This window comes from Streptomyces sp. SX-6, from assembly GCF_059089585.1.
This window is the reverse complement of the sequence record NZ_JBTHHU010000021.1, coordinates 36,420-51,276: the sequence shown is the minus strand read 5'-3', so window position 1 is coordinate 51,276 and position 14,857 is coordinate 36,420. Positions and strand designations below refer to the sequence as shown.

Genomic DNA, 14,857 nt, shown 5'->3' with positions numbered 1-14,857 from the left:
CTTGGGTGCGGGGAGCACCCGAGGTTCCGACGGGTTCCCACGCACCTCGAGAGTCTGGCAGGACACGCAAGTCCACCGCCGCCAAGGCGGGTTGTTCCAGTAGCACTGAAATAGCCGGGATGTCACGCGCGGGGGCGCGGGCCTCCCGAGGGGAGCAACAGTGCGGGGGGCGGGGGCCTCCCGAGGGGGGAGTAACAGTGTCGGGCGAACACGTCGAATCACTGGCGACCTGGGGGGGCCTGTGCGGCAGGGGGGATTAGTCAGCTCGTTTCCGTCGGCACGAAGACGTTTGGCCAACGGGGCGATCAGCCAGCCCGCGATCGACTGGGAGCAGCGGTACCGGCGTGCCGTGATCACCAGCGACACCCTGGCCACCGCCTTCGTGGTGATGGCGATCGGCAGCTTCTTCGGGGTCCGGGACGCGGCCAACTGGCATGAGAAGTGGGGAATTCTCGCCATCGGCACCGAGCTGCTGGTGCTGGGAACGCTCACGGTGAGCCGGGCGTGGGCTCCGGGCGTACTCGGTCAGGGCGCCGAGGAATTCCGCCGGCTCGGACGCTCACTGTTCATGGCGGTCGTCGTGCTGGCACTCGGCGGGATCGCCCTCACCTCGCACAACATCAAGCTCTGGATCTTCGTTGCCGTTCCGGCGATCGCGCTCGTCACCATGACCGAGCGGTATCTGCTGCGCCTCTGGCTGCACAAACAGCGGAAGGAAGGGCGGTGTCTGCGACCGGTGCTCGCCGCCGGGAGCCCCGCCACCGTGCGCGACCTGATCACCCGGACCCGCAAGTTCCCGCACCTCGGCTGGCGGGTGGACGCGGTGTGCACGACGGACGGTCTCGGGCTCGACGGTGACCAACTGGACGGGGTGCCGGTCGTCGGCCGGCTGGCGGACGTCGCCGACCACGTACGCCGCGCCGGCTACCGTGTCGTCGCGGTCACACCGGACCCGCACTGGTCACCGGACCGGCTGCAGCGGCTGGCGTGGAACCTCGAGGGCAGCGACGCCGAAATGGTCGTGGCCCCCGTGCTGATGGAGGTGGCCGGCCCGCGGCTGCACGTCGACGCGGTGCTCGGAATCCCGCTGCTGCGGGTCAGCATGCCGGCCTTCACCGGGGGCCGCCGGGCGGTCAAAGAGGTCGTCGACCGGATGGGCGCGGCGATCCTGCTGGTGCTGTTCGCGCCGCTGATGGTGCTCGTCGCGCTGCTCGTGCTGGTGGACAGCCGGGGCGGGGCGTTCTACCGCCAGCGCAGGGTCGGCAAGGACGGCCGCGAGTTCACCATTCTCAAGTTCCGCACCATGGTCGCCGGGGCCGACGCGGCACGTGCCGGGCTGGCCGACCGCAACGAGGGCGCCGGCCTGCTGTTCAAGCTCCGCCGGGATCCGCGGGTGACCCGGGTGGGAGCAGTGCTGCGCCGGTACTCGATCGACGAGCTCCCGCAGCTTTTCAACGTGCTCACCGGCTCGATGTCGCTCGTCGGTCCGCGGCCTCCGCTGCCGGAGGAGTCCGCCGCGTACGGCCCGGACATCCGGCGGCGGCTGCTGGTCAAGCCCGGGCTCACCGGCCTGTGGCAGATCAGCGGACGCAGCGACCTGCCGTGGGAGGAGGCGGTGCGGCTGGACCTGCGGTACGTGGAGGACTGGTCGCTCGCCCTGGACACGGTGATCTTGTGGAAGACCCTGCGTGCGGTGCTCTACGGGCAGGGGGCCTACTGATGCGGGGGAGGAACGGATCATGAGGATCAGCGTTTTCGGGCTCGGCTATGTGGGCTGCGTGTCGGCCGCGTGCCTGGCCGGCATGGGGCACGAGGTCATCGGGGTGGACGTGAACCAGGTGAAGGTCGACCTGGTCAACGACGGCAAGGCCCCGGTGGTCGAGGAGCGGATCGGCGAGCTCATCGCCGAGGTCGTGCGGACCGGGGCGCTGCGCGCCACCGGCGACGTCCGCGAGGCGATCATGGGCAGCGAGGTGTCGCTGGTCTGCGTGGGCACGCCGTCGGAGCCCAACGGCAGCCTGTGCACCACGTACTTGGAGCGGGTCGCCGAGCAGATAGGCGCCGCGCTGGCCGAGCGGGATGGGCGGCACACCGTCGTGTTCCGCAGCACCATGCTCCCGGGCACCTGTCTGAACCTGCTGGTACCGATCCTGGAGAAGCACGTCGGCGGCACGGCCGGGGTGGACTTCGGGGTCGCGGTCAACCCGGAGTTCCTGCGTGAGGGCACGAGCGTGCGGGACTTCTTCGACCCGCCCAAGACCGTCATCGGCGAGCTCGACCAGGCGAGCGGCGACGTGGTGGCGAAGCTGTACGACGGATTGCCCGGCGAGGTGTTCCGGGTGCCCGTCCCGACGGCCGAGGCGATCAAATACGCGGACAACGCGTTCCACGGCCTCAAGATCGGCTTCGCGAACGAGCTGGGCGCGGTGTGCCAGGCGCTCGGGGTGGACTCGCACCAGGTGATCGACGTGTTCCTGGCCGACCGCAAGCTGAACATCAGCCCCGCCTATCTGCGGCCCGGCTTCGCCTTCGGCGGCTCCTGCCTGCCCAAGGACCTGCGCAGCCTGGTCCACGCGGCGCAGCGGGCCGACGTCTCGGTGCCCATACTCGCCCACGTGCTGCCCTCCAACTCCGCACATCTGCAGCGTGCGGTGGAGCTGGTCGAGCGCACCGGCAAGCGCCGGGTGGGCCTGTTCGGGCTGTCCTTCAAACCCGGCACCGACGACCTCCGCGAGAGCCCGCTCGTCGAGCTGGCGGAGAGGCTCTTCGGCAAGGGTTACGACCTGCGGATCTACGACCCCAACGTGAACCTCTCCCGGCTGCTCGGCGCGAACCGCGAGTACATCGAGACCCGGCTGCCCCACCTCGCGCAGTTGCTCGCGGAGTCCGTCGGCGAGGTGCTCGAGCACGCCGAGGTGTGCCTGGTCGGGACCAGGGATCCGGCCGTGCTGTCGGCGCTGCCCCATGGCGACGGCCCGGTGATCGTCGACCTCATCCGCCTTCCCGACGCCGACGCGCGCCGGGCCGAACCGGGGTACATGGGCCTTGCTTGGTAATGCGATCAGTGGCACCGGACCGGCCCGTCGCGCGCTGATCCTGGTGGAGAACCTGTCGGTGCCGTTCGACCGGCGGGTGTGGCAGGAGTGCACGACGCTGCGCGACGCGGGCTGGACGGTGCACGTCATCTGTCCCCAGGGGAGCAAGCGGGACACGGAGCCGGAGGCGGAGATCGACGGGGTGCGGATCCACCGCTACCCGTTGCGCGCGGCCACCGGAGGCCCGGCCGGCTACCTGCGGGAGTACGGATCGGCGCTGTGGCACACGGCCCGGCTGGCCCGCAAGGTCGGCCCGGTCCACGTGGTCCACGCCTGCAACCCGCCCGACCTGCTGTTCCTGCCGGCACTGCGGCTGAAGCGGCGCGGGGCGCGGTTCGTCTTCGACCAGCACGACCTGGTACCCGAGCTGTACCTCTCCCGGTTCGACCGCGGCGAGGATCTGCTCTACCGCGCCGTGCGCGCGCTGGAACGGCTGACCTACCGGGCCGCGGACGTCGTGCTCGCCACGAACGAGAGCTACCGGGAGGTCGCGATACGCCGAGGCGGCAAGCGGCCGGCGGACGTCTTCGTGGTGCGCAGCGCGCCCGCCGTCGACCGGTTCCAACCGGTGCCGCCCGAACCGGAGTTGAAGCGCGGCAAGCCTCATCTGCTGTGCTATCTCGGCGTCATGGGCCCTCAGGACGGCGTCGACTACGCCTTGCGGGCCCTCGCGAAGCTGCGCGACGAGCTCGGGCGGACCGACTGGCACGCGGTGTTCGTCGGCGCCGGCGACGCCTTCGACGCGATGGTGGAGCTGTCCCGGCGGCTCGGTCTCTCCGAGCAGGTGGAGTTCACCGGGCGCATTCCGGATGCCGACCTGGTGCGCTACCTGTCCACCGCGGACGTGTGCCTCTCCCCCGACCCGCGCAATCCGCTCAACGACGTGTCGACCATGAACAAGGTCCTGGAGTACATGGCGATGGGCCGGCCGATCGTCTCGTTCGACCTCCGGGAGGCGCGAGTCTCCGCCGGTGACGCCGCCGTCTACGCGCCCGCCAACGACGAGGCCGAATTCGCCCGGCTCATCGCGCTGTTGCTGGACGACCCGGAGAGGCGGGCCCGGATGGGCAAGATCGGCCAGGAGCGGATCGGCGGGCAGCTCTCCTGGCGGAACTCGCAAGCGTCGCTGCTCGACGCCTATGCCGCCGCCTGCGCACAGGTGAAGAGGCCGCTGCGCACCGGGAAGAGGCCGCGCCATTGAGCGATGACACGATACGCCTGGTCACGATCGGGCGGATTCTCCGTCGGCGCTGGCGGCTTCTCACCGTCCTCACCGTGGTGGGCGCGCTCGTCGGCTACGGCGCCTCGGTGCTGAATCCGCCGCGTTACACGGCGTCGGCACCCGTCCTGCTGCCGGGGCAGTGGGAGGCGCGCGAACTGCTCACGCAGGCGGAGATCGCGACGAGTTCGGCGGTGGTCGACCGCGCGGCCGCCGCGCTCGGCTGGAAGGGCGTCAGCGGCAGCGACCTGCGGGACCGGGTGAGCGCCAAGGCCGCCGACGGGAACATCATCAACATCTCGGGCACGGCCGACACCCCGGAGCGCGCACAGCGGCTCTCCGACCAGATGGCCAAGGAATTCGTCGCCTTCGCCGCGCGGATCTCGGGCAACGGCGCCGACACCGACGCGGCCGCGAGTTCCGAGGCACTGCGGCAGAAGGTGGCGGAGGCCGGCCGCCGCATCACCGACCTGGCCAACGCGGCCAATCCGGGCCAGAACGTGGAGAGCGTGCAGGCCCGCACCGAACTCGAGAAGATGCGCACCGCGCTGCAGGACGCCATGAAGAAACTGGATCAGGCCAACCCGACGGCCGCCAAGGCCGGCATGGTCGTCATGGGGCCGGCGCCCCGGCCGGACGGCGAGGCGCCGCCGACGAGGACGCAGCTCATCGCCGGCGGGGCGCTGCTGTTCTTCCTGCTCGCGGTCATCGGCCACCTCACCGCCGCGCGGATGAACCGCCGGCTGCGCACCGAAGCGGACATCACCGCGGCCCTGGGTTCAACACTCCTCGGCACCGTCGACGTACCCGGTGAACAGCCCGCGCACCGGCCGCAGGAGCCCGGTCCACGGGCCTTGGTCCGCCGGTTCCTCGGCCTCGACACCCGGTGGGACGTACCGGCCCCGCAGATGTCCGGCGACGAGGACAGCAGACGGACCCGCTACCGGCGGGTGTGCGCTCGCCTCCGGGACCAACTGCCCGCCCCCCGGCGGCTGCTGGTCGTCGTACCGGACGGCGACGGGACCGCCCGCCTGGCCGCCGAGCAGCTCGTCGCCGAGGCCGAGAACGGCCCGGTGCTGCGGGTGGTGGAAGTCGCGGTGTCGCAGCCCCTGGTGCCGGACCGCGACACCGAGTCCGGTGCCCTGGTCGTGCTCAGCGCGGGCAGTTGGACAGCGGACGAGCTCGCCGGCATCGCCGAGGCGTGTGCGGACGCGGGGCACAAGGTCGTCGGCGTCGTCGTCGCCGTCACGGTCCGGGCCCGTGCGACGCGGACGGCCGGTCACTCTCCCGACGGCGCCGATCCCGAGCTCGCGGTGCGCGCCCACACGACGGGGGGTTCGGTGTGACGACCGGCAAGACCTCGGAGCCGTCGGCCGCCGCTCCGCTGCTCGACCTGCACTCGCTGGTGGTGGCGGTGCGCAGGCGCCGCCGCCTCTGGTGCACCATGGCGCTCCTCGGGCTGCTGATCGGCGCGGCGATGTCGGTCGTGCTGCGGCCGCCGCCGACCGCCGTGACCGAAGTACTGGTCGCCCATCAGGAGGACCAGGCGAACGACTCCGGAACGCTGATCCGCACCGACATCCAGCTGCTGGCGACCACGCGGATCGCCGGCAAGGCCCTGCAGTCCCTCAAGTCCCATGAGAAACCGGAGGACTTCATAGCGGACTACCGGGGTACCGGCTTGACCAACAACCTGATGCAGATCCAGGTGGCAGGCGCCAGCGACGCGGAAGCGATGGCCCGCGCCAAGGCGCTGGCCGACGCCTTCATCGCGGACCACGTGGAACGGATGCAGGAGGCCGCGAAGGCCGAGTCCAAGGCCCTGCTCGACCAGCGTGACCGCATGCGGGACGAGCTCGCTCAGGTCAACAAGTCGATCGAGGAACGACCGTCGGCGAACGACCCGAAGGCGTCGGCGAACAGCGAGTCGCTCTTCGCCCGCCGGGCCGAACTCACCTCGCGCATCTCCGACTTCAACCAGCGCGCCGCGGAGGCGCGCACCGGGACGCCCAAGGTCGTCTCCGGGACGCAGATCGTGGACGCCCCGCGCCCGGTGCCGCACTCCGTGCCCAAGGCCGCCGCCACCGACGCCGGGATCGGGCTCGTCCTCGGGCTCGTCCTCGGGCTGGCGATCGCCGCGGTCACCACGGTGGTCGCGGACCGCCCCGTGCTGCGCCGGGACATCGCGGCGAACCTGGGCGCCTCGGTCATCGCGGAGCTGCGCCGCGCGGCCCTGCGGCCGGCCCGGCCGTGGCAGCGCAGGCGGACCCGGGCGGCGCGCGAACGGCTCGCCGTGAGCCTGGCCCGTACCGTGCGCGGCTCAGCGGAACCGGTCTCGCTGCTGGAACTGGGCTGTGCGCGCGGCACGAGCGTGATCGCCCTGGACCTCGCCGAGGCACTGGCACCGGACGGGCCCGTGGTGATCATCGACGGCCTGCCCGGCCCGCAGCTGGCCGGTCACGGCCAAAAGCCAGGAGGCCCGACCGTGGTCAGCGGCAAGGACGCCGCTGAAGTGCCGCCCGATGAGCGCCGGTTCGGCGTCGGCTCGGTCGCGCCCGGCACGGCGTGGACCGACCTGCAGTACCTCGGTGACCGGACCGTGCTCGTCGTGCGCGCCGGGCACGGCAGCGCCGCATGGCTGCACACCGTGGCGCGGCAGCTCGCGGACCTGAGCATTCCGGTGATCGGTGTGGTGCTGATCGACCCCGATCCGCGCGACCGGACCGACGGCACGCTGTGGGACGGGCCGCACACCGCGTTACGCGGCCACAACGAGCTGCTGTCCCGGCAGAGCGGGACGGGCCAACGGCGGGCGGAACGACTGCAGATGTGGGCCGCACGGGTCCCGGACAGCGACCAGGAGGCGCGCTAGAGCATGTGTGGCATCGCAGGCACTTACCGATGGCCGGACGGGAAGGCCGTGACCGACCGGCTCACCGATACCCTCGCCCACCGCGGCCCGGACGGGGCGGGCCGCTACAGCCACCCCGCCGGTGACGGCGAAGTGCACCTCGGGCACCGCCGACTGGCCATCATCGACCTGTCCGGGACCGGCGCCCAGCCGATGGTCTCGGGCGGCCTCGCCCTCACGTACAACGGCGAGCTGTACAACGCGCCCGAGCTGCGTGCCGAACTGGCGGCCGCCGGGGTGCGCTTCCGCGGTACCTCCGACACCGAGGTGTTGCTGGAGGCCTGGCGGCGCTGGGGCACGGGCTGCCTGCCCCGGCTGCGCGGCATGTTCGCGTTCGGGATCTTCGACGAGCGCACCGGTGACCTGGTGCTCGCCCGCGACCAGCTCGGCATCAAGCCGCTGTTCCTGCTCCGGCGCGGTGCGGGCCTGGTGTTCGCCTCCGAGCTCAAGGCGCTCGCCGCCGCCACCGGCGGATCGCTGCAGGTGGACCATGCGGCGCTGGTGGCCTCACTGCTGTACTACTGGGTGCCGGACTCGCGCTGCGCGTTCCGCGAGGCGGAGAAGCTGCCGCCGGGGAGCTGGCTGCGGTGCCGGCCCGACGGCCGGGTGGAGCGCGGCCGGTTCTGGCACCTCCGGGACATCGCCGCCGAGGGCCGGGAGCGGGCCCGGAGCGGCGAACGGCCGGACCTGGCCGCCGTCGTCGAGGAGTCGACCCGGCACCACATGCTCTCCGACGTCCCCGTGGCGACCTTCCTCTCCGGCGGGCTGGACTCCAGCTACCTGACCGCGCTGGCGGCCCGCGACCAACCCGGGATCTCCGCCTACACGATCGGATTCCGCGCCGAGGACGCCAGGTTCGAGGCGATGCCGGACGACCTGCGCTATGCCCGGCGGGTGGCCGAGCGGTTCGGCGTCGACCTGCACGAGATCGAGATCGCCCCGAACGTGCTCGACCTGCTGCCGCGGATGACGTACCACCTGGACGAGCCGATCGGCGACCCCGCCGCGATCAACACGTTCCTCATCTGCTCGGCCGCCCGGGAGGCCGGGGTCAAGGTGATGCTCTCGGGCATGGGTGCCGACGAACTGTTCGCCGGCTACCGCAAGCACCTGGCCAACCTGATCGCTCTGCGCTACCAGCGCGTCCCGCGCCCCCTGCGGCGCGGCCTGTCCGCGGCCGTGGACCGGCTGCCGGTCGCCACGGCCCGCCGGGGGTACCGGTCGGTGCGGTTCGCCAAGCGGTTCCTCTCCTTCGCCGACCTGCCGGAGGAGACCGCGTTCCGGCGCAGCTACACCATGTACGACCAGGACGAGCTGCTCGCCCTGGTCGATCCTGACCTGGCCGGGACGGTCGAGGACGTGCTGACCGAGCACGCGGACATCTACCAGGACAACGACCTCGACGACTTCGTCAACCGCATGTGCCTGGGCGACGCCCGGATGTTCCTGCCGGGCCTGAACCTCACGTACACGGACCGGTCGAGCATGGCCGCGTCGACCGAGGTGCGGGTGCCGTACGTGGACGTCGAGGTGGTCAAGGCGGCGTTCGCCGTGCCCGGCGATCGCAAGATCGTCGGACGGCAGGGCAAGGCCGTCCTCAAGGAGGCGGCCACCTCGGTCCTGCCCCGGGAGATCGTGTACCGGCCCAAGGGCCTGTTCAGCGCCCCGCTGCGCGCCTGGATGAGCCGGGATCTGGCACCGCTGGTGCGCGAGGTGGTGCACGACGGCGTGCTCGTCAACTCCGGGTTCCTGCGCCGCGACGCGCTGGCGCGGCTCGTCGCCGAGGACGCCGCCGGGCAGCGGGACTTCTCCAAGCATCTGTGGCATGTGCTGACCCTCGAGTACTGGTATCGCGGCGCGACCTCTGGGTCCGGCCAGAGCACTCGGTTGACGGCTTAGGAATCAGAGGAGTTCGGGTGAAACAGGTTGTGCAGAACTACAAGAGCGGCGAGCTGGCGGTGCTCGACGTGCCGGAGCCGGGGTGCAAGCCGGGCGGTGTGCTGGTCCGCAGCGCCTACTCGCTGATATCCACCGGGACCGAGCTCATGAAGGTGTCCGAGGCCGGCATGTCGATGCTGGGCAAGGCCCGTTCCCGTCCGGACCAGGTGGCCAAGGTCATGCAGAGCGTGGCCACCAACGGGGTGCCCGCCACCTACCGCAAGGTGATGGGCAAGCTGGACTCCTACACGCCGCTGGGCTACTCGCTGTGCGGGGTGGTCGAGCAGGTCGGCACCGGGATCGACGATGTGAAGGTCGGCGACGTCGTGGCCTGCGCCGGCAACGAGCACGCGTTGCACGCCGAGTTGAACTGGGTGCCGAAGAACCTCTACGCCCGGGTGCCGGACGGCCTCGCGCCGCAGCACGCGGCCTTCGGCACCGTCGGTTCGATCGCGTTGCAGGGCGTGCGCCAGGGCGAGTCACGACTCGGCGAGGTGGCGCTGGTCATCGGCCTCGGGCTGATCGGGCAGTTGGTGGTGCAGCTGCTGGCCGCCTCGGGAGTCCGCGTCGTCGGGGCCGACCCCGACCCGGCGCGCTGCGAGCTCGCCGAGCGCCTGGGCGCCGCGGCCTGCGGCGATCCCGCGTCCGCGGCCGTGGAGAGCGCCGTCGCCGAACTCACCGGCGGTCACGGCGTGGACCAGGTGTACCTGGCCGCCGGCGGCGGCAGCAACCAGCCCGTCGAGCTGGCCGCACGCCTGAGCCGGGACCGCGGCCGGGTCGTCGACATCGGCAAGTGCCGCCTGGACCTGCCGTGGAACGCGTACTACGAGAAGGAGCTCGACGTCCGGTTCTCCCGCTCGTACGGCCCCGGGCGCTACGACCCGGAGTACGAGCTCGAGGGGCGGGACTACCCGATCGGCTATGTGCGCTGGACCGAGCGCCGCAACCTGGCATGCTTCCTCGATCTCCTCGCCCGCGGCAGCGTCGACGTGGAGCCCCTGGTCTCCCTCATCGCCGACTTCGACGACGCCGTCGAGACGTACCGGCGCCTGAAGGACGGCGAGTTGAAGGCCGTGGCCGTACTGTTCCGGTACCCCGAGCGCCCGGGGGAAGCGGGGGAAGCGGAAGCCCCGGCGGTGGCCGTGCCCGCGGTGGCTGTGTCCACTAAAAGCATGCAGCGGAGTCCGGCCCGGTCCGCCAAGGGGCCGGTGCGGCTGGCGTTCGTCGGCGCGGGAAACTACGCGACGTCGATGCTGCTGCCGCACCTGGCCCAGCGCGACGGCGTCGAGTTGTCCACGGTCGTCACCACGACGGCGCTGTCCGCGGCCAACGCGAAGCGGAAGTTCGGCTTCGCCGGGGCGACCACCGATCTCGACGCCGTGCTCGGCGACCCGTCCGTCGACGCGGTGTTCGTGGTCACCCGCCACAGCTCGCACGCCGAACTGACCCGGAAGGCGCTGCTGGCCGGCAAGGCGGTGTTCGTGGAGAAGCCCCTGGCCCTCACCGAGGACGAGCTGGCCGGCGTGCTCGCGGCGGTGGAGGAGTCCGGCAACGACCGGCTGCAGGTGGGCTTCAACCGCCGGTTCGCGCCGCTGCTGCGGGAGGCCAGGCAGCGGTTCGGCGCCCGGACCGGTCCGGCGAGCCTGCGCTACCTGGTCAACGCGGGCCGGCTGCAGCACGGCAGCTGGTACCTCCGACAGGGCACGGAGGGCTCGCGATTCGCCGGCGAGGGCGGGCACTTCATCGACACGGCGAGCTGGCTGCTCGAGGCCGACCCGGTCTCGGTGTACGCGGTCGCCACATCCGGCCACGAGGACCTGCAGGTCGTACTCCGCTACCCCGACGGGTCCACCGCCACCATCAGCTACGTCACCACCGGCGCGCCCGGCTTCCCCAAGGAGACGCTGGACCTCGTCGCGGACGGCAAGGTGCTGCGGCTCGACGACTTCGTCCGCGCCTCGGTGTATTTCGAAAAGAGCACAGCCAGCCGCAAGCGGTGGGTCAGTTCGCGGCTGCCCAAGGCCCGGGACAAGGGCCAGAACGCCGAACTGGCCGCGTTCGTCAAGGCGGTACGGTCCGGCGGGCCGATGCCGGTGCCGCTGGAGTCGCTGGTCGCCACCACGTCGGCCACCCTCGACGTGCAGGCCGGCCTGGCCGGCGGCGCGCCGGTGACCTTGGCGAGGGCACGATGACCATGAGTCCGGGCTGGTACCTGCGTCGGCTGTCCCGGATGGGACCGCGGGAGGTCGGCGGCCGGGTGGGCGACGCGGTACGCAGGCGGTGGTGGCGGTCGGCGCTGCCGGACTGCCCGGGCGTGACCGGCGCCCGGTTCACCGCGGTACTGCCCGCCGGGACGATCGCCGCAGTGCCTCCGGACGCCGCGAAACGTCTCATCGCCGAGGCGGACCGGCTGATGGCCGGGCACGCCGAGTACTTCGGGGTGGACCGCGACGACCTGGCCGACCCGGACTGGTGGTACGACCCGAGGACCGGGCGCCGGGCTCCGTGGGGGTACGCCTTCGACATGCCGTACCGCGACGAGGACGCGGTCGGGGACATCAAGCAGATCTGGGAGCTGTCCCGGCATCAGTACCTCACCGTGCTCGCCGCCGCCTACGCGATCACCGGGGACGAGCGGTACGCCGAGCGCGTGGCCGAACACCTGCGGTCGTGGTGGGCGGCCAACGCGCCGCTGCGCGGGGTGCATTGGGTCAGCGGCATCGAGCTGGGGATCCGGCTGCTGTCCTGGGTGTGGATCCGCCGGCTGCTCGACGGCTGGCCTGGCGCGGCCGGGCTGTTCGAGGGCAACCCGATGGCGCGGAACCAGATCTGGTACCACCAGCGCTGGCTGGCCGCCTTCCCCAGCCGGGGGTCTTCGGCGAACAACCACGTCATCGCCGAGGCCGCCGGGCAGTTCGCAGCGGCCTGCGCGTTCGGGTGGTTCCCCTCCTCGGCGCGGTGGCGAGCCGGCGCGCTGCGGTCGCTGGAGCGGCATCTGCGCAGCAACACCTTCGCCTCCGGCCTCAACCGCGAGCTGGCCACCGAGTATCACGGACTCGTGCTGGAGCTCGGCCTGGCCGCGGTGGCCGAGGCGGATGCCTCCGGCGTGCCGGTTCCCGCGTCGGTCCGGCTGGTGCTGCTGCGGATGACCGACGCGCTCGCGGCCGTCGTGGACGGCCGGTTGCGGCCGCCGCGCCAGGGGGACGCGGACGACGGGCACGGTCTGGTCGTGGACGGCGCGGGCACCGACCGCTGGGGCTCGCTGCTGGCCACCGGGGACGCCGTGTTCGGCCGGCTCGACTGGTGGCCGGTGGTGACCGGCACCGATGTGCGCACCCCGCTGCTGGCCGCGCTCATCCGGCCGTACTCGAAGAAAGGAACCACACCGGCTGTGCCCCGCCCCGCAACCCGGCCGGGCCACTTCGCCGACGCGGGCATGACCATCCTGCGCGGTCCGGCGGAGATCTGGTGCCGCTGCGACGGCGGTCCGCACGGCTTCCTGTCCATCGCCGCGCATGCCCACGCGGACGCGCTGTCCGTGGAGGTCCGGCACGACGGGGTGGACGTGCTCGCCGACCCGGGGACGTTCTGCTACCACGGGCAGCCCGAGTGGCGGCAGTACTTCCGGTCGACCCTCGGCCACAACACCCTGCAACTGGACGGCGGTGACCAGTCCGTCTCCGGCGGCCCGTTCCTGTGGACCCGGCATGCCCGCAGCCGCGTCCTGGTCGCGGACACATCCGGTGAGGGTGTGGCCCGCTGGAGCGCCGAGCACGACGGCTACCAGCACTCGGTGCACCGCCGCCGGGTGGAACTGACCGCCGCGAGCCAGGAGTTACGGGTGGTCGACGAGGTGCGCGGCCCGCGCCGGGCCGCGCGCCTGGCGTTCCACCTCGGCCCGGCGATCACCGCGGACCTGGTGGGCAACCGGGCAGTGCTCACCTGGACCCGGGACGGCGAGGACCGCTCCGCGGTGCTCGACCTGCCCGGGCAGTTGTCCTGGCGGGCGCATCGCGGCGAGACCCACCCGCCGCTGGGCTGGTACTCCCCCGGCTTCGGGCGCAAGGAACCCGCCACCACGCTGGTCGGCACCGGCTTCGCCGACGGCGCGCAGGGGTTCACCACCGTGCTCAGGTTCCGCGGCTAGGGGGGCGCGTGGGGATCAAGAGGCGGCACTGGGGGGCGTTGGCGGCGGCGCTGACGCTGGCCCTGCCGGCGGCGACCGGCTGCACGAGCACGTCGGACGACTCGGCGGAGCCGACCGACAAGCCCGCCGCGTCCGGGGCGCCCACCACGTCCGTGGCCCGGGTGTGCGCCAAGCCCGAGGCCGGGCCGGCGAAGGCGCCGGCGGGCGCGGTGACGGTCGACCCCGCGGTGGTCGACGACTTGGCCGCGAAGACCAGGAACAGCCCCCCGGGCACCACGTTCTGGCTTCGACCCGGCACGCACAAGCTCGAGCCGGACCGCTACGCCCAGGTCATGGCCAAGCGGGGGAACCGCTACCTCGGAGCGCCGGGCGCGGTGCTCGACGGCCGGAAGGTCAACCAGTACGCGTTCGGCGGTACCGCCGCCGATGTCACCATCAGCCACCTGACCGTGCAGGGGTTCGTCGCGCCGAACAACGAGGGCGTGGTCAACCACGACATGGCCGACGGGTGGGTGATCGAGCACGCGGCGATCCAGTACAACTCCGGCGCCGGGCTGATGGCCGGTGCCCGCCAGCAGGTCCGCGCCAGCTGTCTGCGCGACAACGGGCAGTACGGAATGAACGCGTACAAGACCGGCGACTCCATCCGCGGCCTGGTGGTCGAGGGCAGCGAGATCGTGGGCAACAACACCGACGACTGGGAGCGGCAGCGGCCGGGCTGCGGCTGTACCGGAGGCATCAAGTTCTGGGCCGTCAACGGCGCCGACATCCGCGGCAATTGGGTGCACGACAACCGTGGAGCCGGGTTGTGGGCGGACAACAACAACAACGACTTCCGCATCGAGGACAACGTGCTGGAGGCCAACGACGGTGCCGCGCTGATGTACGAGACCAGCTACAACGCGGTCATCCGGAACAACACGATCCGGCGGAACAACTGGGTCGAGGGCCGCAAGGACGCCGAGCGCGGCGACGACTTCCCGTACGCGGCGGTCTATGTGTCCGAGGCCGGCGGCGAACCACGGATCCGGGCCCGCACGGACAAGATCGAGATCTACCGGAACGTGCTGGAGGACAACTGGTCCGGGATCACCCTGTGGGAGAACGCCGACCGGTTCTGCAACAGCCCGGCCAACACCTCGACCGGCTACTGCACGTTGCTGGTGAAGGACACCGGCCGCTGCGCGCGGCCGGCGATCGCCGACGCACCGCTCTACGCCGACTGCCGGTGGAAGACCCAGCGGGTGGACATCCACGGCAACCGCTTCGTACTGGACACGTCCGTCGTCAAGTGCACGGCGGAGTGCGGCCGCATGGCGGTCCTCGCCAACTACGGCACCTATCCGGACTGGTCGCCGTACAAGGGCAAGCGGGTGGCCGAGGCGATCGCCCACAAGCAGCTCAACCGCTGGCACGACAACGTCTACCGCGGACCGTGGACCTTCGTCGCGGGTGACCCGGGCCAGAAGCTCGACTCCCGCCAGTGGCAGGGCACGTCGTACCAGCAGGACGCGGGCAGCACCTTCGCCCCACAGGCCGGTGGTTGA

At 71.8% G+C, this 14,857-nt stretch carries 9 protein-coding genes; all 9 read left to right on the top strand.

Annotation, left to right across the window (positions count from 1 at the left end; genetic code table 11):
* Positions 1-241 precede the first annotated feature (241 nt).
* From ACV530_RS23630 to ACV530_RS23590, 9 genes are read left to right on the top strand one after another with little or no spacing between them, the layout of a single operon-like run.
* Positions 242-1,720: a sugar transferase gene (locus ACV530_RS23630; protein ID WP_494334621.1), complete on the top strand. Its 1,479-nt coding sequence runs from the start codon at positions 242-244 to the stop codon at positions 1,718-1,720.
* 19 nt (positions 1,721-1,739) lie between these two features.
* Positions 1,740-3,056, top strand: a complete 1,317-nt coding sequence (locus ACV530_RS23625; RefSeq protein WP_494334620.1) for a nucleotide sugar dehydrogenase — start codon at positions 1,740-1,742, stop codon at positions 3,054-3,056.
* Positions 3,046-4,296, top strand: coding sequence for a glycosyltransferase family 4 protein (locus ACV530_RS23620; protein ID WP_494334619.1), 1,251 nt, complete (start codon positions 3,046-3,048; stop codon positions 4,294-4,296). Before ACV530_RS23625 ends, ACV530_RS23620 begins: the two co-directional genes overlap by 11 nt.
* Complete coding sequence (locus tag ACV530_RS23615; protein ID WP_494334618.1) at positions 4,293-5,660, top strand: Wzz/FepE/Etk N-terminal domain-containing protein; 1,368 nt, start codon at positions 4,293-4,295, stop codon at positions 5,658-5,660. The genes ACV530_RS23620 and ACV530_RS23615 overlap by 4 nt, the downstream gene beginning before the upstream one ends.
* Positions 5,657-7,186 (top strand): Wzz/FepE/Etk N-terminal domain-containing protein, encoded by a 1,530-nt coding sequence (locus ACV530_RS23610; protein ID WP_494334617.1) that lies wholly within the window; start codon positions 5,657-5,659, stop codon positions 7,184-7,186. Before ACV530_RS23615 ends, ACV530_RS23610 begins: the two co-directional genes overlap by 4 nt.
* Before the next feature lie 3 nt (positions 7,187-7,189).
* Positions 7,190-9,124 carry an asparagine synthase (glutamine-hydrolyzing) gene (gene asnB / locus ACV530_RS23605; protein ID WP_494334616.1) on the top strand — a complete coding sequence of 645 codons (1,935 nt, stop codon included), beginning with the start codon at positions 7,190-7,192 and terminating at the stop codon, positions 9,122-9,124.
* A gap of 17 nt (positions 9,125-9,141) precedes the next feature.
* Positions 9,142-11,355 (top strand): bi-domain-containing oxidoreductase, encoded by a 2,214-nt coding sequence (locus tag ACV530_RS23600; RefSeq protein WP_494334615.1) that lies wholly within the window; start codon positions 9,142-9,144, stop codon positions 11,353-11,355.
* Complete coding sequence (locus tag ACV530_RS23595; RefSeq protein ID WP_494334614.1) at positions 11,352-13,310, top strand: heparinase II/III family protein; 1,959 nt, start codon at positions 11,352-11,354, stop codon at positions 13,308-13,310. The genes ACV530_RS23600 and ACV530_RS23595 overlap by 4 nt, the downstream gene beginning before the upstream one ends.
* A gap of 8 nt (positions 13,311-13,318) precedes the next feature.
* Positions 13,319-14,857 (top strand): right-handed parallel beta-helix repeat-containing protein, encoded by a 1,539-nt coding sequence (locus ACV530_RS23590; protein ID WP_494334613.1) that lies wholly within the window; start codon positions 13,319-13,321, stop codon positions 14,855-14,857.